Source organism: Blautia wexlerae DSM 19850, from assembly GCF_025148125.1.
GTDB lineage: Bacteria > Bacillota > Clostridia > Lachnospirales > Lachnospiraceae > Blautia_A > Blautia_A wexlerae.
Window position 1 is genome coordinate 2,613,390 of sequence record NZ_CP102267.1, and the last position, 22,379, is coordinate 2,635,768.

A 22,379-nucleotide genomic window follows, 5' to 3' on the forward strand; every position below is an offset into this window, starting at 1 on the left:
GTTTACGGGTTACATGAAACTTTATTATCCCTTTACATACGGTATCAGCGTAAACTGGAACCGGAATAATACATCATCAAATCGGTACTGATCCAATACAACTGGACCACAACTATTAGAACCAATGCCATTTAATGCGTAGTCAACGCAAAATACTACACTATCTGATTCTGTCAGTTCATAATTATGCGTTTTCTTCTCAAGTTCTTCCTGTGTATAATAAGAAGCATTGAATGAGAAGGCATTTTCCGCAGATACCACAATTCCATATCGGCTGTTGTTAAGCTCTACATATTCACAATCATAATGGCTTCCATTTTCCTGTGGGCGAATATAATCCTCATGCAAATCATCTACATTTGCATGATACAAACCGTGGCTCGCAGCCTGATGTTTGTCACAATAGCTTTCCTGTGGTCCCATTCCAAAGTATCGTGCAGCTGAAAGTTTTTTATCCAGGAACATCCTCACACCAAATCTTGGCAGGTCCGGAAATTCATCATCTTTTGTTACTGCAATATCTGCATCAATCTTTCCAGCAGCTTCTATTTTCCATGTGATCGTCACATCAAGAATCTTCTGTACTGTCTCTGCCACAACGGATGCATGGCTTGTAATTTTCACACCATGCTTTCCCTGCACGACCTCTGTCGTGTAAGCTCTTGTATAAGCTTTATCATAATGGGCTTTCTTCCATTCAGACTTGATGTACATATCATTATCTGTTGGTGCCCTCCAGATATTTAATTCCATCGGGTGGTTCAGATATTCCCGACCTGCAAATTTCATCTCTGTAAAAAGTGCAGTCCGTCGGTCGATTGTATATGCGAATTCACGGCCTTTGATATGAATCTGTGTATCATCTTCACTCACCTGTAATTCAGAATCCGTCACTGTTTTTTCAAACCATTTTTCTGCTAACTGGCATTTGGCATCCTTCTGGCTTACTTCGATCTCATCAAATCCAAGAATATGGTCTTCATCCAACAATGGCAATTCCTTTTTCAGATGGTAAATAAATTTTAAATAACATTTTCCACTCTCTGGCACATTGATTTTAAGGTTTATTTTTCCTTCACTGTGTGGTGCTGCTGAAACTTCTGGAAGTTTACCTTTGCTGATTACAAGCCCGTCCTGCGTCAGTTCATAACTGATCTTCACATAATCTTTCAAGTCATCAAAATCCATGTAGTTATGAAGCACCAGTTCTCCGCTTTCTTTGTCATAGGAAATAACCCTTGCCGGGCGATAAACATTCTTGTATTCCAAAAGTCCTGTATGTACCGTTCTGTCCGGATATACTAATCCATCCATACAGAAGTTGCCATCATGAATTTCTTCGCCATGGTCGCCCCCATAAGCATATATAGTCTTTCCATTCTCAGCAGTTCCATGAGCAATCGCATGGTCACACCATTCCCAGACAAAGCCGCCGCACATTTTATCATTATCCTGAATCATCTGGAAGTAATCTTCAAAATCTCCAGGTCCGTTTCCCATACTGTGACAGTACTCTACCAAAAGGAAGGGTTTGCTTCCATCTTTATCCAGATATTCCTGAATTTCGGAAAGCGCCGGATACATCCGGCTGTACACATCCAGATTGCTGTAATCATATGTTTCATCATAATTGCGGTATCTTGCACTCTCATATTGTGTGATGCGGTCTGGATCAAAATTCTTTGTCCATTCCAATGCTTTTTCAAAGTTGCAGCCATAAGCACTCTCATTTCCCATTGACCACATAACAATACAGAAACGGTTTTTGTCACGTTCCACCATGAGTTTTACGCGATCAACGATTGCCTCTTCCCATGCCGGATCATCTGCAATCATCTCATTCCATCGTTTGAACCGATTGTAATCGGTGTCTTCTTTTCTGTAGATCATAAATGGACCATGAGCTTCAATATCTGCTTCATCTATCACCATGAATCCATACTTGTCACACATTTCATAGAAAAATGGTGCGTTCGGATAGTGGCTGGAACGGATCGCATTAAAATTATGCTGCTTCATTAACGTAAGATCGGTTGTGAGCTGTTCCAGACTGATTGTAAATCCAGTAACCGGATCGGAATCATGTCGATTGACACCACGGAATTTAATCTTCTGTCCATTTAGGTAAATGACCTGGTCTTTAATCTCTATCTTTCTTAATGCAATGTGATCTACAATTACTTCATTCTCTGTTTCAAGAATCAGTTTATATAGATATGGATTTTCTGTATTCCAAAGTTCCGGACTTGCAATTTCTAATACAGCTGTTCCTTCTTCAGCAATACTTCCTAGTGCTACAACTGCTCCGTTTCTATCTTCAATCGAAATTTTTACATTTAAGGGAGAGTAGAATTTCATTTCAATTTCTACTTTCGCAAGCATATCCTCAATTCTTGTTTTAATATGATAATCACTGATTGCCTGTTTTGGGCGTTTCAAAATGTACACATCCCGGAAAATACCACTCATACGGAATTTGTCCTGATCTTCCAAATAGGAACCATCACACCACTTCATGACCAGAACCTCTATGCTGTTCTCTCCGTCCCGAAGGAGGTCGGTGATATCAAACTCACTGGTCATATGAGAAACCTGGCTATACCCTACATAAGAGCCATTGATCCATACATAAAAGCAACTGTCTACTCCTTCAAAATTCAAGAAAGCTTTTGGTGCATTTTCATCTTTGTGATAAACAAAGGTATGTACATATGTTCCACATGGAATATCCTGTGGTACATACGGTGGATCAAATGGGAACGGATACCTGATGTTTGTATACTGATGTGTATCATATCCTGCCATCTGCCATACACTCGGAACCTGAATCTCATCAAAATTTTCTGTATCATAATCTTTCTCAAAGAAGGGTTCCTGAACATCATAGATACTGTTAAAATACTGGAACTTCCAAGTTCCGTTCAATAACTGCATTCGGTCTGACTCTTCCCTGTGCTCCACCAGGTTATCCATTCTTTTGGATGCTGGAATAAAATAGGCTCTGGCTGGCATTGTATTTTCATGCAGTACGCTTAAATCCTCATAATAACGTGGTACAATCATAAATAACTCTCCTTTAATACATATACATTTTTTTACACTTTGTTTTTCCACAGCAAACCTTGTCTTTTACTTTTATGTTTACGCTTCTCTGTTTTGCTATATATATCTTATCCTAATCTGCAAAACATGTCTATGAATTGGATTAGACAAAATATGCACTAAATGATACAATAACAAAAAAAAGGAAAAGAGGTGCTACCATATGTATATGAATACCGGTTATTTAAACCACTCCCATATGGATTTCAAAGACAAAAGTCGCCCACTGGTTGTAGGAAGTTGCGGTACTTACCGCCTTTCCAGCCATCCAAAGTTACCAACCTACCGTCCAAGGGGACGCCTGGATTATCAGATTATCTATATCACTGCTGGTTGTGGGCATTTTCATTTTGACAATGTGGATAACGAAACGATTGTCCCCGCCGGTAATATTGTACTGTACAGACCGAAGGAACTTCAGAAATATGAATATTATGGAAAAGATAAGACAGAAGTATACTGGATTCATTTTACAGGCAACAATGTAAAAAATATCCTACGGCAATATGGATTCCCGGATAAAGAGCGTGTATTTCAGGTCGGAACCTCTATGGAATACGAACAGATTTTCAAGCGTATTATCATCGAGCTTCAGCGTTGCCAAGATAATTATGAGGACATGCTTGTCCTTCTGCTCCGTCATCTTCTTATCATCTTTCATCGGGAACTGACCAGGGAACATATCTCGAAAAATGAATACCTGGATCACGAGATGGATAACGCAGTTACCTTTTTCAGTGAAAATTATAACCAGAATATTAGCATAGATGATTATGCTGCCTCACGTGGAATGAGTGTCAGCTGGTTTATCCGAAACTTCAAAAAATACACAGGTTCTACACCAATGCAGTTTATTGTGGGAATCCGAATTAACAATGCCCAGATGTTACTTGAAACAACAACCTATTCCATCAATGAAATTTCTAAAATCGTCGGGTATGATAATCAGCTTTATTTCAGCCGGCTTTTCCACAAGCTGAAAGGATATTCCCCAAGAGAGTACCGAAAGATAAGAAACAAGTTGTGAATTACTCGGTAACTGAGTTACCAGAGCATCTGAATTAAGGCGGGATACCGCCTTTTTTCAGGGTGCATCCATGGCACCACTACTGTTTGCTCTTTAGAGCTATACAGCTACTTTTATTATTTCCGGTGTTTTCAGTCCGGTTACGGACAATTCTCTTTTTATTCCGGATACGGAGTGATATTTTCTCAGGATTTTTATAGGGAGAAATTGAATGAAAGCCGTTTTGTTATTTTTATTTATTATGAGTGCAGATATGCACAGTTTGCGCTTTCATCTCGGTAATTGAATTGCCGAGGATTCCCGCTTATTATCCTAAGTTCATCATACCTTTTCCAGTAATCCAATTTGGGAAGCATTTCTTTCAAATAAGATTGTGCCTGTTCTTCGGTAAAGTTTTCATTTACCATATTCTTTACACACACATCAATAAGTTCATCCATATCATTATATGTGTACGTTCCATCTGCATAGCACCATTTACAATATTCCTCGTTTAATGTACCATCTTTATCACGTCCCAAGATAGAATCATCATCAATTGGCATTCCACAGCACTGACAAATCAGCTTTCTTGGTTCTCCCAAAAGCGTATTAATTGAAACATCAAATTCTTTTGATAAAAGCCTAAGTGTATCAGTATTTGGGACTGTGTCTCCATTTTCCCATCTGGAAACTGTTCTTGCAGATACTTCAAACTTCTCGGCAAGCTGCTCTTGTGTAAGATTCTTTTCTTTACGACATTGCTTTAAAAAAGCTCCAATCTTTTTTGTATCCATGTCTCTACCTCCCTTCCTCTTACAGCTTACCAATATGCACCAAAATTACCACGACATAAAACGAGAATCCGCTAATTTTCAACCGGACATCGTATGTCTAAAACAAATAAACAGCATTTTCACCCCGAAAACATTCTATTTTTCTATAAATTATCTTTCTCTTTTATGTCTCTCCATAAGCAACAGAATAAACATAATAAACCATATCGCACATGCAATTAAACATCCGATTCCTGGTTTATCTGTACTCCTGCAATCATTTCCTGCAAAGAATCCTTTTATTTCAATTTTTATAATGTTTCAAGAAAACGCATGAATGCTTCTCTTCCCTCGGTCGTACATTTGTATACTCCTGCATCTTCCAGAACATGGGTAAATACGATTCCAATCTCTTTCTGAAGAATGCCATGGATGTTTTCTTTTGTGATTTCCGGATATTTCGGAAGAAACTTCTTAACCCACTCTGCATGTTTCTCAATCTGTTCATTTGAAGAAATATCTTTGCCTTCGAGAATATACTTTTCCAGAAGTTCCATCTCTCCTTTTAATCTGGCCGGAAGAACTGCAAGGCCCATAACTTCGATCAGGCCGATATTCTCTTTCTTAATATGATGATATTCTGCATGCGGATGATACACACCCAGCGGATGTTCTTCTGTTGCAATGTTGTTTCTTAATGTCAGATCCAATTCGTAGATATCCCCTACTTTACGTGCAATTGGTGTAATTGTATTATGAGGCTCTCCATTGGTTTCAGCATAAATAAATGCTGCTTCGTCAGTATAACCTCTCCATACTTCCAGCACATGTGTTGCCAGATCTACCAAACGGTTAGAATCTTTATGACGAATACGAAGTACAGATAACGGCCATTTTACAATTCCAGCCTCTACATCTTCAAATCCCGGAAGTACCACATGCTGCTCAATTGGTGCTTTTGCCATTGCAAATGTATAATGTCCACCCTGGAAATGATCATGGCTTAAAATCGAGCCGCCTACGATCGGCAAATCTGCATTAGATCCAAGGAAATAATGCGGAAACAGTTTTACAAAATCAAACAGTTTAATGAATGCATTTCTCTCGATTTTCATTGGAGTATGCTGGCAATTAAATACAATACAATGCTCATTGTAATATACATACGGAGAATACTGGAATCCCCAAGGAGTATCATTGATTGTGATCGGAATAATCCTGTGATTCTGCCTTGCCGGATGATTAACACGTCCCGCATATCCTTCATTTTCCGGGCAAAGAAGACATTTCGGATAGCTTCCGGATTTTACATTCCTTGCCGCGGCAATTGCTTTTGGATCTTTTTCCGGTTTGGACAAATTGATGGTAATATCAATCTCACCGTATGGACTGTCTACCTTCCACTTTTGATCCTTCTCTACGCGATATCTGCGGATATAATTGCTGTCCTGACTCAGTTTATAAAAATAATCGGTTGCTTCCTTTGGGCTTTCTTTATATTTATCCCAGAATTCTTTTTGCACCTGGCCTGGACGCGGCATCAGACAGTTCATTAATCTGGTATCAAATAAATCCCGGTATACAATACTGTCTTCGATCAGTCCTCTTTTTACGGCTTCATCCAGCAATTCACCCAATGTTGCTTCAAGATTAACAGATTCCTCAATGTTGTCCGGTTTCTCATAGTCATCCTCATGAAAAACGTCCAGCAGAAGATTTGTTGTGTAGTTTCTTTCACATTCCGGTGTCAGACCTGTTGTAATTCCATACTGTACCAGTTTTGCAATGCTTTCACTTAACATTTTTCTTCCTCCTGTGCTTCACTTTTAAATTTATATTTTTGGTAACATATATACCGATTTCCCTGATAAGTCAGCATACCTCGATCGCCTTTTTCCAATTCACGAAAATCTCCCTGTTGCATTTGAAATTCCATCAAACTTCCATCTGTCATCTCAAATACAACGCGAAACCAAGGTACATGTGCTTCAGACTGCATATGGGTATAGATTCCTTGCTTCTTGTGGATCTCACATGACTAAAGTCACATGCTCCTCAGCCGCTTTAAGCGACAAGGCTAAATATCGGCGGATACGCCTGTAACTTAGGATATGCGCAGTCATGCGCTTTTTTCCATGCCAGATATGGCAGGTTCCCACACCACAGGTAGTCCGCTGTATATCTGCCTGTGTTTATGCTGCTCTTAAGAGTTCCATTTCTAAAAATAGTTCTCTTAAGTCCGCATATACACATGAGATCCTACGCTTTACTGAAGGGACTTTTGCCTCCAGCAAAGACCTTTCCGTTACCGGAATGGGTTTTAAAAGTTCCCGTATAAAATATCTTGCTCCAATATTATAGGACGCTGAAAGATCACAGTTATATCTTTTTCCATTCTGGAATGTACATAAACTGTGATTGCCCGGATCGCGGACAACTGTTCCTGACCCATCATAGGCAAGCCTGCTGGTATTCCATGCACAGATTCTGGAAATCCGCATCCCTCTGCGATGCGCCTGATGTTCACATCTTTTCTGGATATCTCTTTTTCTCCACAGATGCAGCTTCTGTTTCTTTCTTCCGGATATCTTTCCTTTTATTTCCAGATACTCAAACACAATCACATCCACATGGTTTTCTTCTGCATATCCTGTGACTGCACCTGCAATCTTTCTTCCAAGTTCTGTGTTAAGACGCTTCGCGTAGGCCCATCTGCTTTTCACCTGTGCAGAACCATGTTTCCTCTGGAACCTGCTTATTCGTCCCAGCACACGGTACATCCGGTCTTTTTCACTGGGAAAATCAATAAACTTTCTTCCCAGGACAGTTCCATCTGCCCGCATAATGGTACAGACTGCATCCGTATTGAGTCCTAAATCCACACTGCAGATGATCTGTTCTTTTACAGGTGTCTTTGTAAGCGGCACTTCTTCCGTATAAGAAAAGCGCAGGAAGTATTTACGATGCCTTTTTTCCAGCACGGGTGCTGCAGCTTTTTTTCCTGCCCAGTTCTTTCTTAGATATTCCATATCTGTATGGCTGAGGCTGACCCGGAACCATTTCCAGTCATGACCATCATAAAGTTTCAGGCACGCTCCATCTTTTTCTTCTGTATCCTCACGATACATCACATCTCGGTAGAATACCGGCATGGCATGATTATCACACACCAGCTTCGGCCTGCCGCCTTTCTGATCCGTTTTTTTCCACAGTTCCATCCTTGTCTTATATGAGGATACACTTCCCAGGGCATGCTGGATAGCTGCCCTTCTGAGATAAGAAGGCATCTTTGGAAAACGCAGGTCAAAATCAAACCTTGCCTGGTTCTTTTTGGTGGTATGTACCAGATGTTCTGCCGTGTTGAAACGTTTTTTAGGTTCTGTGATCACTGCCAGTTCATCCCATATCTGGGCATAGATCTCAATCAGACAACTGACCGCAGAACGATAAATATCCAGTGTCTGGCGGATCGGGATATTTTGTTTTCGCAATTCTACACCATAACTGGATACTGTCCTCATCTTTTTTCCTCTTTCTTACAAATATAAAAAACGGATTCTTTCAGGTTACTGTTTTTCTTTTTGCCCCTCGATATAAGAACATACCTGTTCCCTGCTCCTGTCACTCACCGTTACTGCACAATAAGATGGATTCCACAGATGCCCTCCCCAAAGCTCTTTCTTCAGTTCTGGATGCGCAAGAAACATCTGCCGGGCAATGTTCCCCTTCATGATCTTGATCATATCAGCGATATAAAACTGTGGTCTGCAATCTACAAGCAGATGGATATGATCCGGCATAACCTCCATTGCCAGAATCTGAAATTTATATTCTTCTGCAAGATCACAGAGCATTTCTTTGCATTCTGCATCAATACCATCTTTTAAAACCTTTTTCCGATATTTTGTGCACCATACCAGATGGTACTGTAGGGAATACACATATCCTCTACCATATGAAAGTTCATTATTATTGATATTAAACATATTTTTCTCCATGTTTATATTATATCATATGCAAGAAGTGTTTGCAAACATTTGTTCTGCTCGTTTTTTAAAAAAAGTGCGCCTAACTCATCACTAAGTAACGAGAATGCGACGCACAGTTATTCAATTCCTGCCGAAATCCATACGGTGTCCAGAAGCTCATTCCACCGATATGCAGATAATTGAAATTCGCCAGCTGATAAAGGAAATTGTTCTGCATACCAATTCCGGCAGATGGAAGTATGGTGGAGAACCATGTTGCTCCCATCGCCACATAAGCAAAAAGCGGCATGAAAAGAACCACAATAGAGATCAGTAAAACCGTCAGGGTATCTTTAAACTTCGCAGACAGGAATAGCGTACAGCTAACCGTTGCTAATACGGAGAGCAAGCCTGCTGCGGCAAGAATTATCTGCAACTGTCCCAGATTGATGTTTGGCAGGTTAATGATAGAGTATAGCATCTGGAATGATGTTTTTAAGCAATCCGTACCGAACGCTGCATCTAAAAGAAGCTGCCCACTACGGACAGCCTCTTCTCTATAATAAGATTTTCATTACTGATATATGTCCACCAATCCTGTTTTTAACATTGAATCTGAAAACTCATATGCAGCTCCATCACCGTTAAGATTCAGATACATATTATTCAAGTCATTCTCATTTACGATCCATGCCATATTCACCTGTATACTCTCACCAGGTTTTAATGAAGAAATATAGTTTCCTCCATTTCCATAATCCTCTGATATACTGTTGTATGTCATTTCAGCTGTACGTGCAACACCATCCCATATAACACGATCGTAGTCATCTCCGGACGGTTCTGTCGGATCGTAAATTTGATATGATCCATCTTCATGGTCCATCAACAGCAATGTACCAATATAAAGCATATGGTTAATTTCTTCATCTGACTTATTGGTATAAGTAACTGTCGCATAGACGAGCTTTTGTTTCACACTTTCTGTTTTTACAATCTCATCCACTGAATCAATGCCATTACCGGACTTAATATAAGACAGCGTATTATTTACTAAATTTCCATCAGTTCCAACTGCATCAGTCCATTCTTCCGGCACATTATTCTGACCAAGCAGCTGCAGATTGTCCTCCACCTGAACAGCATCAACACAAACTGAAATTTTATCATTTTCAATATAGTTGCCATCTCTGTCTTCACCAGATGCTGATATATCAAACACTTCACCAATCTGATGCATTAGCAATTTATTATCTGCAATAGAAGTCATCACTGCTTCTCCCGATGATTCTTCAGGGGATACCATTTCGCTCCACGTATACAAACCAGCGGTTTCAATCATTGTATCATTTTCAGTGATTACAAGGTTTTCTACCACTTTAATGGCATCCTCTTTTGAAATATCATCACCGATATAAACAGTAATTACACGATATACATCTGGGCGAAGAAGGTAAATCCTTTGATTAAAAGATCCATCCTCTGCCAGGTCATTATATTTAAGATATACACCTTCATAATTGCCAAAAGTTCGTTCCTCACAGTCAACAACATTCTTATCTTGCATTACTTTGCTCAAATCATCCTCGTCTAAAAGCACAGATGCAAAGCTGAATCCTCCGGTTCGATCATGCTCAGGATATTCCAGATGAAATTCATCAATCCATTCCATTCCTTCTGGAATATATCCTGCTGAGATATCTATATCATGAATTCTTTCAGGAAGATTAATTTTCCCTGTGCTGCCATCCGCCTTAATTCCCGTTACGATACTGTAGGCTCCTTGTTTTTCTAAAAACATATGATATAATTTGGTACCTGCATAGACTATGGTCGATGTAGCCAATACACATACGGCTATTGCTGCAACCACTCTGGCACCTGTCCATTTTTTCACTCTCCTTGTCTGAATATTAACCACCTTCGTGTCCTGTAGCTGTTTTTTCACTTCGCTTTGGATCATCGTGTGGATGAACTCCGGAGTTTCAGGAATATCTTTTTTCATATCTTCTAACCTCATACTGTCAACTCCTCACTTTCCTGTAAATTACGCTTAAGCTTTCCCCGTGCTCTGGCAAGTCTTTTTTGAACTGCTCCCTCGGTTATCTCAAAAATCTGCGCAATCTCTTTTATGTTGAAATCCTCAATATAGTACAGAATAACTGGCATTCGTAATTCTTCTTTCAAAGAATTTACGGCTCTGTACAAGTCGCTATAGTCAGTTCTCTGATCTGTCTCAATTTCTGTCATTTCACTCATCCCTTCCAAAGAAACAAGTTTACTCGACTTTCTCAAAAGAGTATAACACTCATTGATCAATATACGAATCAACCAAGTCTTGGCATATTTGTCATTTCTCAAAGTTCCAATCTTTGAAAATGCCTTAACAATCGTTTCCTGAATAGCATCCGCACAATCTTGATCGTTAATTAAAATTGTTTTGGCAGTAGAATACAATTGTCTCTCTGAATTGAGAATCAACGTCCCTAATTCTTCTTTGGTCACTTTAACACCACCTTCTTTAGCCGGTCGGCAATTTTCATTTACATAGATTAGACGTACAGCTTTTCAAAATATCCCCAAATAAACTTTATTTTTTTATAATAGAGGAAATAAATCTTTCCCCTCTGTTGACATTATACACCTGTCTTACTTCTTACCCATATACAATTGTGAAGGCTTTTTCCAACGTCGGTACATTAAAAAACGATAACTATGCCCGGACCTGGTTAATCCGTATCTTAATCAACGAATGTTACAGCCTTGTGCGTAAATCCAGTAAATTTATCCCATTGGAAAATCTAGCTGACAGACAGGAGCCGGAAGCATCAACGGTATCCAAACAGATTTTGGCTTTTTGCACAACATCAAAATCAAAGAAAGAGCTTGCAGCATTTTGCGGCTTCAAAGATTTAAGAAACTTCATTTTGAATAAACAAAGGAGCAGGGCATTGGGTAGCATCCCCATTGTCCTGCTTCTTTGTTTATTCTGTATAGATGTTCCCATTCTCATCCGTCCAAGTGCCATCACCATTGTCTGTGTATCCGACCCCATCTGCGTCACAATAGTAATAATCTCCGTTTGTTGTTTCTTTTACAGTAACGGTACCGTTACTGCCCTGGAGTTCATGCTGTTCCAGTTGGTTTCCGGAATAATAATCTTCGTCATTCCAGGTACGATATGAATTGCCATTAGCATCTGCCCAGTTTCCATCTCCCTGATAACTGTATCGGCTCCCATAATCATCAGAATAGGTCCCATCTCCGTTATCGTAAAGAACTCTGGATTCTTCATCTCCTCCACCCGGTGCTACAATTGATGCTACACCGGAAGCAGTAGTGAATCCACTGGTATATGGTACGCCTGCTGGCAGATTCTCATAAGATGAAACAGACTCGTTGTTGTCAGAGGTAATTCCATCATCGGTCGTTTCACTTACCTGTCCGCTGTTTTCCATAGCAGGTTCATCGTTTGTTTCCGCATCTGCTTTTTCCTCTTCGTCTACAGAATCCTCTGTATCTGCATTCTCTGTCACCCCTCCTTCGCCCTGTGTTTCAGCATCTTTCTGCATAGTTACCATTTCAGAAAACGGTGCATAATCCGGTACATTATTTTTCTCTGAATCTGCATTTTTTTCAATACCAGACTTCTCCGTCTCTACTGAAACTGTATCTGTCCCGGCAGAAACATTAAATACCAGATTACCGCCTGCAAGCAGCAACGTCACAAGAATTCCCGGAAGAATTCCTCTGCGAAGCTTCCGAATGTTCACCATATACAGAATCCGATCTTTAAACACCATTTCGCTGTCATTAAGACTTGCTGACACATATGGAATCTGATTTTCCATGGCCACTGTCCTGAGAAGCAGCTGTCGATATAATTTATGTTCTTTTTTATTAACTCTGCGAACAACTGCTGTATCACACAGATTCTCAATATCCTTATCCGCTTCTTTCAGCATGATAAGAAGAAAGGGATTGAACCAGTATATCGATGCACAGATTCGAAGGAGCATCTTATACCAGAGATCCCGATGACAGTAATGTGTAAGTTCATGGTAAAAGATAAGTTTTCTTTCTTCTGCTGAATACCCGGTTGCTGGTAGATACAATTTTGTATGAAAAAGTCCCGCAAGAAGCGGTGTGGTAAGACCTGCGTTTTGCCTGAGCTCCGGTCTTCTGCGTACGTGCTTCTTTTGACATGCTGCACGGTACATCTGAATACCCACCGTATCACTTACCTGCAGACTCATCCGTTCCAGATTCCTTATAGAAAAATAATATGCCAGCAATTCTCCTGTCAGTTTAAGTACCGCTACACTCAGCCAGACAGCAACAAAAATCACAGCCACAATTCCCAGCCATTTATCTGATTCGTACCTGACAGTTCTCTTTTGTTCCGGGATTTCTGTCAGATTTTTCATGTCATTGCTCGCAGATGATACGGTTTCTGTTATCTTCTGACTTTCCTCTGGTCTGACTGCGTAATCCGTTATCTTCGGGTTTTGCGTATTCTGTTGACTGCTTCTAAGTACTTTGAAATCCACCAGTGCCAGATTCTCCGGAAGGCGCACCGGAACACAAAGGCTTATCGTAATCAACAGCCAGATAAAGTACTTCCATCTCGCTGATACACGTCCTGTGACATGCTCCCACCACTTAAATCTTACGATTTTGAAGTGGGGGCTTCCTGCTCGATTGCCCTTTAGGGCAAAGCTAAAACAGGCTATCCCCGCGTATCCTGCGGTTTTATTTTTTATTCGGATACGGATCTTTTTCTGTGCCGTCAGGCACATTCTTTATAAAGTCTTTTTCCTTCTTCCCGGATATTGACTGCCGCATTCACATCCCGGTCCATCCGGTTTCCACACTCACAGACATACTCTCTATCCGACAATGCCAGTTCCTTTTTCTTATGTCCGCATACACTGCAGATCTTGCTGGATGCAAAATAACGGTCTACTTTTATAAGATTCTTTCCACGCTCTTCCAATTTGTATCCCAGCATGGACAGGAACTGCCCGTACCCATTATCCTGCACGCCCTTTCCAAGATGCAGGCCTCCGGACATGCCCTTCAGGTTCAGATCTTCTACACATACCGCATCATATCTTTCTGCAAGCCCCCTGCTGAGTTTATGCTGGAAATCTTTTCTTTGGTTCTTTATCTTTTCATGGCACAGCGCTACTCTCTTCTTCTGTTTCTGATAATTCCTGCTTCCTTTTTCACAGTGGGAGAGTTTCCTCTGTTCCCTTACAAGTTTTTTCTCTGCTTTCCTGTAAAACATAGGATACCCGGCTCTTTCCCCTGTGGAAAATACACACATTCCCCGCATGGCAAAATCGATCCCAAGGAATTTTTCTGCCGGACTTTTTTCCACTGTTTGGCTCTCACAGTAGAACAAAAGACTTGCAAAATATTTTCCGGATGGCTCACGGCTCACAGTTACAGACTTCAGTTCCCAGTCTGACGGGATCTGCCGGTGGAATTTTATCTTTATGGCAGACATCTTTGGAAGCTTCAGATGGGTATCCTGCAAAAAGATATTCCCGTTTACTGCATTGGTCGTATAGGAATTTCCTGCACGTTTTTTTGATTTATAGCGTGGAAATCCGCAGGATGGTTCCCGGAAAAACTTCCGGAACGCACTTTCCAGATGCAGCTGCACATTCGCCAGGGCCAGGGAGTCCACCTCTTTCAGCCAGGGGTATTCCTTCTTATATCCGGCCGGTGTGTTCCTGAGCATCTTTTTTTCTTTCTGATAATAGCTGATCTTATCCGCCAGCATCTGGTTATAAATAAAGCGGCTGCAGCCGATTGTTTTCTCTATCTGGACTCTCTGCTCTTTATTTGGATAGATTCTTATTTTTACGGCGCGGTTCATTCTTCTCACCTTGACTTTCTATATACTGTCGTATCGTTTCAATCGGTGCCCCGCCTGCACTGAGCAGACAGAAGCTCTGGCTCCAGAATGCATCTTTCCAGAGTTTTTCTCTTATCTTGGGATACTCTTTTTTCAGCAGCCTGCTGCTGGCGCTTTTATAGGCATTGATGAATTTACTGGGGTGCGATATACTCAAAGATCTCTTTTGCTCTTTCGGATATTTCGTCGTTCAGTACTTTTCTTCTGTATTTTATAACCATCACTAGATGATAGTATAACAGAAATACTGAATGAGAATTATGGTCTAATTCCATTATATTTATCATCCTTTTTCTTATATCGACTGATATATATTTACGAACTAATTGTTCTTTTTTAGTATACTACATTAGGAAACGGAGAACAAGTGTTTCTTTTATAATATAGGGATTTTTTGAGCAGATATGCTCAGATGTGCAATTCATCTCACCACCTGAAGGACGCCGCTGAAAAACTGTTTTTTCATACTATATACAGTGTCTCAAAGTTGATTGATGTACTTTATTTTTTGTTAATTTATACGCAAAAAGGACTTTTTCAGTGGCCTTCCTGAAGAGGTGGGAGAATTCTTGCTACATTTGTTAAAAGGTGGAAAATCGTCACTTCCAATGATTATCTCTGGCATGTTTTCCTGTGAAAATGTACTTTTCTGTGTTGTAACTGAACATCCTGATATCAGTAATACCCCAAAAGCAAACAAAAACGGTATTACTGCCATGTACTTAGATTTCATGCTATGTACCTCAACAATTTTCTCTGATTTTTTTGGATTTTACGTCATTATAATAACTCTGTTCATACTGAATTTACATAAAAGATATAATACAAAACATGCACAAAATTTTATATTTTTTACAAAGAACAGGTGATTTTTCAAGTGAATCATGTTATGTAAATTTCACTCAGAGTGGTGCTCCATCACTTTCACTCTGAAACTCCATCTTCATTTTTACTTGTGCCAGTTTTATTTCCGGTACTCCTTCAGAAATGGACATAAAAAGCGCCATAGGTTTTTTCCAATGCCTATGGCGTGTAAATAATTTTCTACTCTGCGGATACCTTGTTTATGATTGTCTGCCTGAACAGGCATCTATGCCAACAGATTTCTCTATACTTTTGAAATTTTATGATACTCTTTTTTCTCTGGAAAATACAAAACTATACAATAAGTTAAATCGTCTGCGTTAACTTCCATTCGCCCATCCATCTGCTCCATCATAATAGAAATATTCTGCAACCCAATCCCTGTTTTTTGATGCTCAGAATCAAACCTGGTAATACTATTTTGAATACTGATTCCTACTTCTTCATTCCCATAACAAAGCTGTATACATACCTCATTTTCATGTTTTCCATATTTTTCAATATTAGAAATAATATTATTCATAATTCTGCCGATAAAATCTGTATTTATACATACAGATATCTGTCTCCACTCCAACCGATCTGTATTTACTTTAAAGCCTTCATATTCCAGTAAAGCACACAGTTCAGAAAGATAATCTCCAAAAGCACACATAATATCTTCTGCAGGTTCCAGTTCTATATGGTGTCGTGAATTTACAAAAAAATATTCAAACATCTGCTCCGACAAATCTCTGATCTGAAGTACACGATCAAAGGCTTTATTTATATATTCCTGAGTAACCGCACCTTCTTTTTGCTGCTTTTTTAGAATCTCAAGATATGCCATCAAACCAGTCAGAGGAGTACGCAGATCATGTGACATTCCTAACACCAGCTTCTCCTGTGCGCTCTTCAGGTCATACTCTATCTGCTCTTTTTTCACCAATGTTTGTCTCATATGTTCCAGTCCACTGGCTAACTGTGCAATTTCATCTGTTCCCTGAACAGTTACATTCCCCTGCAAATTTCCTCTGCTGATTATATTTACCTCTTTCATAAGGCATTGTATATATTTTACATTCTCATACATTCCGGATACAACAATTCCAATACACGCCGCGACTCCAAGTACAACAGAAAAGACCATCAATATGTTAAAATATTTATCCGCTGTTCCTTCATATATATATACATCTGCCGTTCCATCCTTAAATGAAATTCTGTGGTACATTCTCCATGTCAGATTTGGTATTTCTCTGCTGCCATACATAATTTTACCGTTGTAGGAAATATCAAACAACAGCCATTTTCCCCTTGAAATCGTGAAGTCATCAATATTTCGTTCTGTACCCCATTTTTTCAACATTTTATAATCAGATGCACTCAACTTATTTTGTGTGACATATTCCTGAAGTTCTTCTGCACGTTCTGTCTCTTCAGCATAAACATATCCTGTACGAAAGAAAAAGCGTTGCAGTAACCCCTTTCCCCCGAAATATGTCACGCTTAACACTAATAAACCTGCTAATAACCCCTGCATAAGATAGCAAATTATCTTGCCTGTCAAACTACTTCCGCAAATTTTATCCAAGGCGATATCCCTTTCCCCATACGGTTTGAATCATCTTTGGCTTTTGTGGATCATCTTCGATTTTCATTCGTAATCTTCGGATATGCACCATAACAGTATTTCCAGATGAATATAAGAACGGCTCCTCCCACAAACTCTCATAAAGATTTTTTACCGAGAATACCTTTTTCGGGTTTTCCATCATAAGCAATAAGATTCTGTATTCCATTTCTCTGAGACTGATTTCCTTTTCATTGCGGAATACCTCATTACATTGAGTATTCACTTTTACTTTTCCATATTCAATCCAATGTTCTTTTGTCTTCTCACCTTGTAATGTCTGACTATATACATGATATCTTCGTAGTAACGCTTTAACCCGGGCAAGAAGTTCCGCATACGAAAATGGTTTCACGAGATAGTCATCACCTCCTGCCATAAGTCCGAGTAATTTATCAGATTCCTGACTTTTGGCTGTCAGAAACAACACTGGAACATGTGAGATTTTTCGAATTTCTTCACAAGTTTTTATCCCGGATATTCCCGGCATCATAATATCAAGAATAACAAGGTCAATATCATCTGATACTTTTTTCAAACACTGATATCCATCCTCTGCTTCCTGAACAATATATCCCTCACCTTCAAGAAGTATCCTCACTCCTTCTCTAATTGCTGCATCATCTTCTACAACCAAAATATGATTATCCATTTTCATCCTTTCGTCTTCTAAACTGCATATACCCATATTTGCTGACATTGAGAAATCAGGGTCGTATATTCCCATTTTTTTGAACTGTTTGTATAGCTGAATGGATCGTTTACAGAAAATTTCTTTCTGGAATAATCATAAATAACAATAAAATGCCCTGAATTTGTAAAATCTCCGGGACCCATAGCACAGATTATCAGATTTCCATCTTTAAGTCTGTCGGCCATTTCCTGTTCTCCCAGCATATCAAATTGCGAAGCAATTACACCGTAATCCAAAGCAGCTTCTCTCATGAATTTCCAGGATGTTCCAATACCATCTACATAATATCCCTCGTTCATGGATTTTTGCGCAAGCACAAGTGGTGTTGCCTCTGTATTTCTGGTTAAACTGTATATTACCATTGCCATGCACGTCGGACCACATCCGGAAATTCCTATATCACTTGTTCCATAAGGTTCATATCCCCATCTTTTATCCCATTGAATAAATAAAGGAACTTTTTTCTTCCGTTCCTCAAATGTAAGTCCTTCAGAAGACTTCTTATGTACATCATTGTATCCTTCGACAAATTCCAGCATTTCCGGATTTCTTTTTAAATCCTCTAAAAGAATATCCGGGTAATTTTCTGTATGTAAAAATATCTTCTTCCACTCTGCACTTTCCATTATCTGTTTTTTGTAAGCATCTGTCAATATAATACCCTCTTCAGTTTTTTTCGCTCTTACTGTCACAACTATCCATGCTGCCAGAATTAAAATCAGAAGAATAATTTTACTACAACTTTTTCCCATATGTTTTTTTCTTTTTTTCATCATAAATCACCATTAATATGATCCCGGTAAATCCTGCCATTGTTGGAATTGAAGCTGTAAACCCTACCGAACCATTAATTCCTGTAAGCAACATATTTTTACTGTTTACAGTATACATCCATATTGCAGGAAAGTTCTGTGCCACATCAATATGAAAAATCTGGCTTTCTCCTGATAGAATATTATACAGACAATGAATTATAACCGAAGACCATATAGAACCTGTCTGCTCTGTAACAAGTGCCAATGCAATTCCTGCAATTTCAACAGAAATAATCATCATAATTACTTTTTTTATATCAGAAGTATCAATCCCATCAAAATGATAAACAGCAAATAAAAAACTTGAAACAAACACTGCACATTTCTTTCCAAAAGTATTCTGAAGCAATCTTAAAATCATACCACGAAAGACAATTTCTTCTGTTACTGCCGCTTTAATACCTGATGATAAAATAGAAATTGTAACTACATCTATGATTTCTTTATATGTAAGGTTTCCTTTTTCAAATGTTCCCTTTGTAAAAAATATATAAAAAAGGCATATTAATACCGGCATTAATACCGCTGTTATACACCACTTTTTTTTCGGAAGCGGCATTCCTAAAAACAAATCCTGCATTTGAATTCTTATAATATACTTCGTATATAAATATATCATGGTCAGCAGGCTCAAAATCGCAAATGTCACATATAGAATTCTCACATATGGATTCTTCTCACATATCCCATATGCAAATGCTATACTAAATTCATCCGTAAGCTGAATAAGAATGAATGCTATTGCAATATGGAACGTACATTTTATTTTCATAAATGCTCCTTTACTTTTCTCCTCATGTATTATTTTCTAAGAGTTATCTCTTAGAATGTACTTATACAATAACATTTAATTCTTACCTGTTCATTTAACTGTACCTTAACTATTCTTAACTATCTTCAAGCAGATGCAAGGCCTATGACGAAAGCTTTGCCTTAGAAGCTATAGCATCATCCATGGTCATGTTCCCCATAAAATTTGTTTTTCATGTCTACCATCCAAATGCGTCCCGGATCAAAGCCCCGGTTTCTCCGTCTATATAAAACAATTCCTGTTCTTCTGGTGAATCCTTCCATTGGTAAGGACAGCAAAAACTCCATACAGGCCTGTAAACAAGTCCATCTGCGGTTTCATCAATATAATATTTCAGACGGATTTTCGTAACTGGAATCGTGATTGGTTCTGTTTTCTCCGTCGTGTCCTCTTCCGTAAAAAATCCGATTTTTCCTTCTTTTACATATTGTTCCACCGATTTCATTATTTCTTCCATGGGAAGCATAGTGACTGTTTCTTTCTCTTTCACCTGAAGCGGGATCGGTATTTTGAAATAGCAGTCTTCAGGCTTGAGACCAAATCCTGCGCTTCCCTGGTAATGATACTGGGAAAGTCCACCTGCCGGTATTCCATTCAACAGAATTTCTGTGTCGTAATAATCATATCCTTCCGTCATGTCGCTAATTGATTTTCTTACAGAAGTTCCAGTTAAATCAGCTTTGGAAAACAGTTGATTTATAATATTTAATTTCTCATCTTCCGTATTCTCACCTAAAAATCCCAGATCTTTTTCACTTAATCCGTCACACTCTATCATCCCATCCGAAATAAATAACTGCAGTCCTTTTTCTTTATTTTCCCAGACCGTTTCATCTGTTACAGATTTTTCCCATCCATCTTTCCCGCCAAACCAGGAGCAGATGTCTTTCCCTGATATATTGCATTTTTTCAGAACTCCCTTTGAAACGTCATCAGTATTTCCGGTAATATCAGCTTCTATCGTAAGGGTTCCTGATTTTCCCGGCAGAGAAGCTGTTACATGGTTTTCCTTTACCTGCAATATTGTTTTCTCCGGATCATATTTTTCATTTACACTCGTAGTATTTGACGAACTTTCCAAATCTGTTGTGTTCTGCGTACTCTCGCCCGAAGATGGTTCTATTCCGGTGTCAGCAGCCTGCAATTTCCCTTCTTTTCTATATTTTTCAATGATATCCTTTACTTCATCCTTTAATGGAAGGGTTAACGTAAGAGTCTGAGGCGTATATCCTCTGTAAACGTCCTCCGCAGGAAGTGCATAAGAAACCTTTCCTTCTGAATCTGTAAAAGAACCAATTTTAAAAATCTTTTCGTAAGCTTCAGTGTCTTTCCAGGTATAATAAATCTTACCGTCATAAACAGGATATGCCTGAATAGTCATGGAAAGTTCTACTTCAGAATCTTCTTTTAATATTTTCTCAATCAAAGCGTCATCATACAAAGTAATATGCCCATAATAAAGATCTTCTCCTTCTATTTTATTTAAAGAAGCCAGTGCATCTTTTCCATTCACCGTTGCATGATCACGGCAAGTGATCATATAATTCTTTGCCTCATTGGAAGGTTCTCCGAGAAAACTTAAACCACCGCCATCAAAATACGCTTCTTTAACAGTCAACATGGACTGATTCCAATCGACCGTCTCGGGAGTTATTGGATAAGAAGTAATATTTTCCACATTTTCTGCAGTTGACTCAGGTTCTGTGACAACCATTTGAGCTGCCTCCTGTTCAGCGACCCCCTGTTGTTCAAGTTCTTTATACAGTCGTCCGATATTTGTTGCAAGTACGCCAGTACTAACTCCTAATATAGCAGCTACCGGAAGAAGAATCCGAATTATTTTTTTCTTATTTCCTGAATTTTTCGTTCTTTCTCCATTTGTTTTTTTACTTAAAGCCCCCGTTGTTTTCTCGTCTGGGGAATTTAAAATTCCGCTCAGAACATCTTCCATGGCTTTATCAATATTTTCCGGTATTGCAGTTTCTTCTTTTAAAATCCTTCTGATTTCTTTCATATAGTCTCACCTCCTGATCACCTTTTTTAATTTTGCTCTTGCCCGGGAAAGTTTGGTTGATACGGTATTGCTGTTCATTTCAAGAAGGGCACTGATTTCCTTAACTGAAAACTCATCAAAATAATAGAGTTCCACGATTTTCCTACTTTCTTCATCCAGGCATAAAAGCAATTGTTTCCATTCACAGAGATTCAGTTCTTCACAATGTACACCTTCTGCAAAATCATCCAGTTCTGCTGCATGGTTCTTTTGGCGGAGAATGTCCTTGCACTCATTTATAAGGATCCGCATCAGCCAGGTTTTAAAATACTTCGGTTCTCTCAGTCTCTGTATATTTTCATAGCAGGATAGGATTGTATTTTGCAGGGCATCAGCAATGTCCTGCTCATCCCGAAGATAAATCCAGGCAGTCTTATACAGGCTCTGCTTATTCATCCGGATTAATCTGACAAATGCTTCTTTATCTCCATTTTTAGCCTCTGTTATTAAAGCATCCATAAAGTACCTCCTTTTCTTCTTATAATTATTAGACTTGAAAAACAGCCATTTGCTTTCAAGAAAAAATTTTTATAAAAAACGCCATAGGTTTTCGATACCTATGGCGTGTAGATATAGGGAAAAGCTACCTTTTTTATCGGCAGTGGAGTGTTTTCTGTTATTGCATATTGTTGAATTGGTATAATTACTATTCCTCTTCTTCCACATCAGTAATAACATCTAATTTGTTACTAAATTAGTTGATTGTCTTGAAAAATGCTTGATTTACGGGCATATTCGCAGGTTTGCAAATT

The 22,379-nt window shown here is 38.9% G+C and carries 18 protein-coding genes and 1 pseudogene; 1 reads left to right on the forward strand and 18 read right to left on the reverse strand.

Going from position 1 to position 22,379, the window contains the following annotated elements; genetic code table 11:
* Positions 1 to 24: 24 nt before the first annotated feature.
* On the reverse strand, positions 25 to 3,063 hold the full coding sequence (locus NQ550_RS12005) for a glycoside hydrolase family 2 TIM barrel-domain containing protein (protein ID WP_025577108.1): 3,039 nt from the start codon (positions 3,061 to 3,063) through the stop codon (positions 25 to 27).
* Between the two features lie 202 nt (positions 3,064 to 3,265).
* Here NQ550_RS12005 and NQ550_RS12010 point away from each other — a divergent pair, with 202 nt between their 5' ends.
* Complete coding sequence (locus NQ550_RS12010) at positions 3,266 to 4,129, forward strand: AraC family transcriptional regulator (RefSeq protein ID WP_025577110.1); 864 nt, start codon at positions 3,266 to 3,268, stop codon at positions 4,127 to 4,129.
* 239 nt (positions 4,130 to 4,368) lie between these two features.
* Here NQ550_RS12010 and NQ550_RS12015 read toward each other — a convergent pair whose 3' ends face one another.
* From NQ550_RS12015 to NQ550_RS12095, 17 genes and pseudogenes are all read right to left on the reverse strand, one after another.
* On the reverse strand, positions 4,369 to 4,905 hold the full coding sequence (locus NQ550_RS12015; protein ID WP_025577112.1) for a zinc ribbon domain-containing protein: 537 nt from the start codon (positions 4,903 to 4,905) through the stop codon (positions 4,369 to 4,371).
* A 290-nt stretch (positions 4,906 to 5,195) separates the two neighbouring features.
* Positions 5,196 to 6,686, reverse strand: coding sequence for a UDP-glucose--hexose-1-phosphate uridylyltransferase (galT, locus tag NQ550_RS12020; protein WP_025577114.1), 1,491 nt, complete (start codon positions 6,684 to 6,686; stop codon positions 5,196 to 5,198).
* Positions 6,680 to 6,883, reverse strand: a complete 204-nt coding sequence (locus NQ550_RS12025) for a DUF2500 family protein (protein ID WP_008703590.1) — start codon at positions 6,881 to 6,883, stop codon at positions 6,680 to 6,682. The genes galT and NQ550_RS12025 overlap by 7 nt, the downstream gene beginning before the upstream one ends.
* Positions 6,884 to 7,076: 193 nt before the next feature.
* A complete protein-coding gene (locus tag NQ550_RS12030; RefSeq protein WP_025577116.1) occupies positions 7,077 to 8,405 on the reverse strand; it encodes an IS200/IS605 family element transposase accessory protein TnpB in 1,329 nt (442 codons plus the stop codon).
* A gap of 45 nt (positions 8,406 to 8,450) precedes the next feature.
* Positions 8,451 to 8,882: an IS200/IS605 family transposase gene (tnpA, locus tag NQ550_RS12035; RefSeq protein WP_465221258.1), complete on the reverse strand. Its 432-nt coding sequence runs from the start codon at positions 8,880 to 8,882 to the stop codon at positions 8,451 to 8,453.
* Between the two features lie 70 nt (positions 8,883 to 8,952).
* The gene (locus tag NQ550_RS12040; RefSeq protein WP_008703595.1) at positions 8,953 to 9,333 is read right to left on the reverse strand and encodes a hypothetical protein; all 381 of its coding nucleotides are present in this window, start codon (positions 9,331 to 9,333) and stop codon (positions 8,953 to 8,955) included.
* 93 nt (positions 9,334 to 9,426) lie between these two features.
* Positions 9,427 to 10,872, reverse strand: coding sequence for a hypothetical protein (locus NQ550_RS12045; protein ID WP_025577120.1), 1,446 nt, complete (start codon positions 10,870 to 10,872; stop codon positions 9,427 to 9,429).
* Complete coding sequence (locus NQ550_RS12050; protein WP_025577122.1) at positions 10,869 to 11,357, reverse strand: sigma-70 family RNA polymerase sigma factor; 489 nt, start codon at positions 11,355 to 11,357, stop codon at positions 10,869 to 10,871. Before NQ550_RS12050 ends, NQ550_RS12045 begins: the two co-directional genes overlap by 4 nt.
* Positions 11,358 to 11,836: 479 nt before the next feature.
* Positions 11,837 to 13,651: a M56 family metallopeptidase gene (locus NQ550_RS12055; protein WP_025577128.1), complete on the reverse strand. Its 1,815-nt coding sequence runs from the start codon at positions 13,649 to 13,651 to the stop codon at positions 11,837 to 11,839.
* Positions 13,642 to 14,739, reverse strand: a complete 1,098-nt coding sequence (locus NQ550_RS12060; protein ID WP_029676814.1) for an RNA-guided endonuclease TnpB family protein — start codon at positions 14,737 to 14,739, stop codon at positions 13,642 to 13,644. The genes NQ550_RS12055 and NQ550_RS12060 overlap by 10 nt, the downstream gene beginning before the upstream one ends.
* A pseudogene (locus tag NQ550_RS12065) lies at positions 14,702 to 15,053 on the reverse strand (transposase). Before NQ550_RS12065 ends, NQ550_RS12060 begins: the two are co-directional and overlap by 38 nt.
* 833 nt (positions 15,054 to 15,886) lie before the next feature.
* On the reverse strand, positions 15,887 to 17,164 hold the full coding sequence (locus NQ550_RS12070; RefSeq protein WP_081018870.1) for a HAMP domain-containing sensor histidine kinase: 1,278 nt from the start codon (positions 17,162 to 17,164) through the stop codon (positions 15,887 to 15,889).
* A 43-nt stretch (positions 17,165 to 17,207) separates the two neighbouring features.
* Complete coding sequence (locus NQ550_RS12075) at positions 17,208 to 17,912, reverse strand: response regulator transcription factor (RefSeq protein ID WP_008703658.1); 705 nt, start codon at positions 17,910 to 17,912, stop codon at positions 17,208 to 17,210.
* An 11-nt stretch (positions 17,913 to 17,923) separates the two neighbouring features.
* On the reverse strand, positions 17,924 to 18,700 hold the full coding sequence (locus NQ550_RS12080) for a C39 family peptidase (RefSeq protein WP_197724762.1): 777 nt from the start codon (positions 18,698 to 18,700) through the stop codon (positions 17,924 to 17,926).
* On the reverse strand, positions 18,684 to 19,535 hold the full coding sequence (locus tag NQ550_RS12085) for a CPBP family intramembrane glutamic endopeptidase (RefSeq protein WP_025577138.1): 852 nt from the start codon (positions 19,533 to 19,535) through the stop codon (positions 18,684 to 18,686). The genes NQ550_RS12080 and NQ550_RS12085 overlap by 17 nt, the downstream gene beginning before the upstream one ends.
* 217 nt (positions 19,536 to 19,752) lie before the next feature.
* Entirely contained in the window at positions 19,753 to 21,588 is a 1,836-nt protein-coding gene (locus NQ550_RS12090; RefSeq protein ID WP_025577140.1) for a hypothetical protein, read from the reverse strand.
* Positions 21,589 to 21,594: 6 nt separating this feature from the next.
* Entirely contained in the window at positions 21,595 to 22,086 is a 492-nt protein-coding gene (locus NQ550_RS12095; RefSeq protein ID WP_025577142.1) for a sigma-70 family RNA polymerase sigma factor, read from the reverse strand.
* Between the last annotated feature and the right edge of the window lie 293 nt (positions 22,087 to 22,379).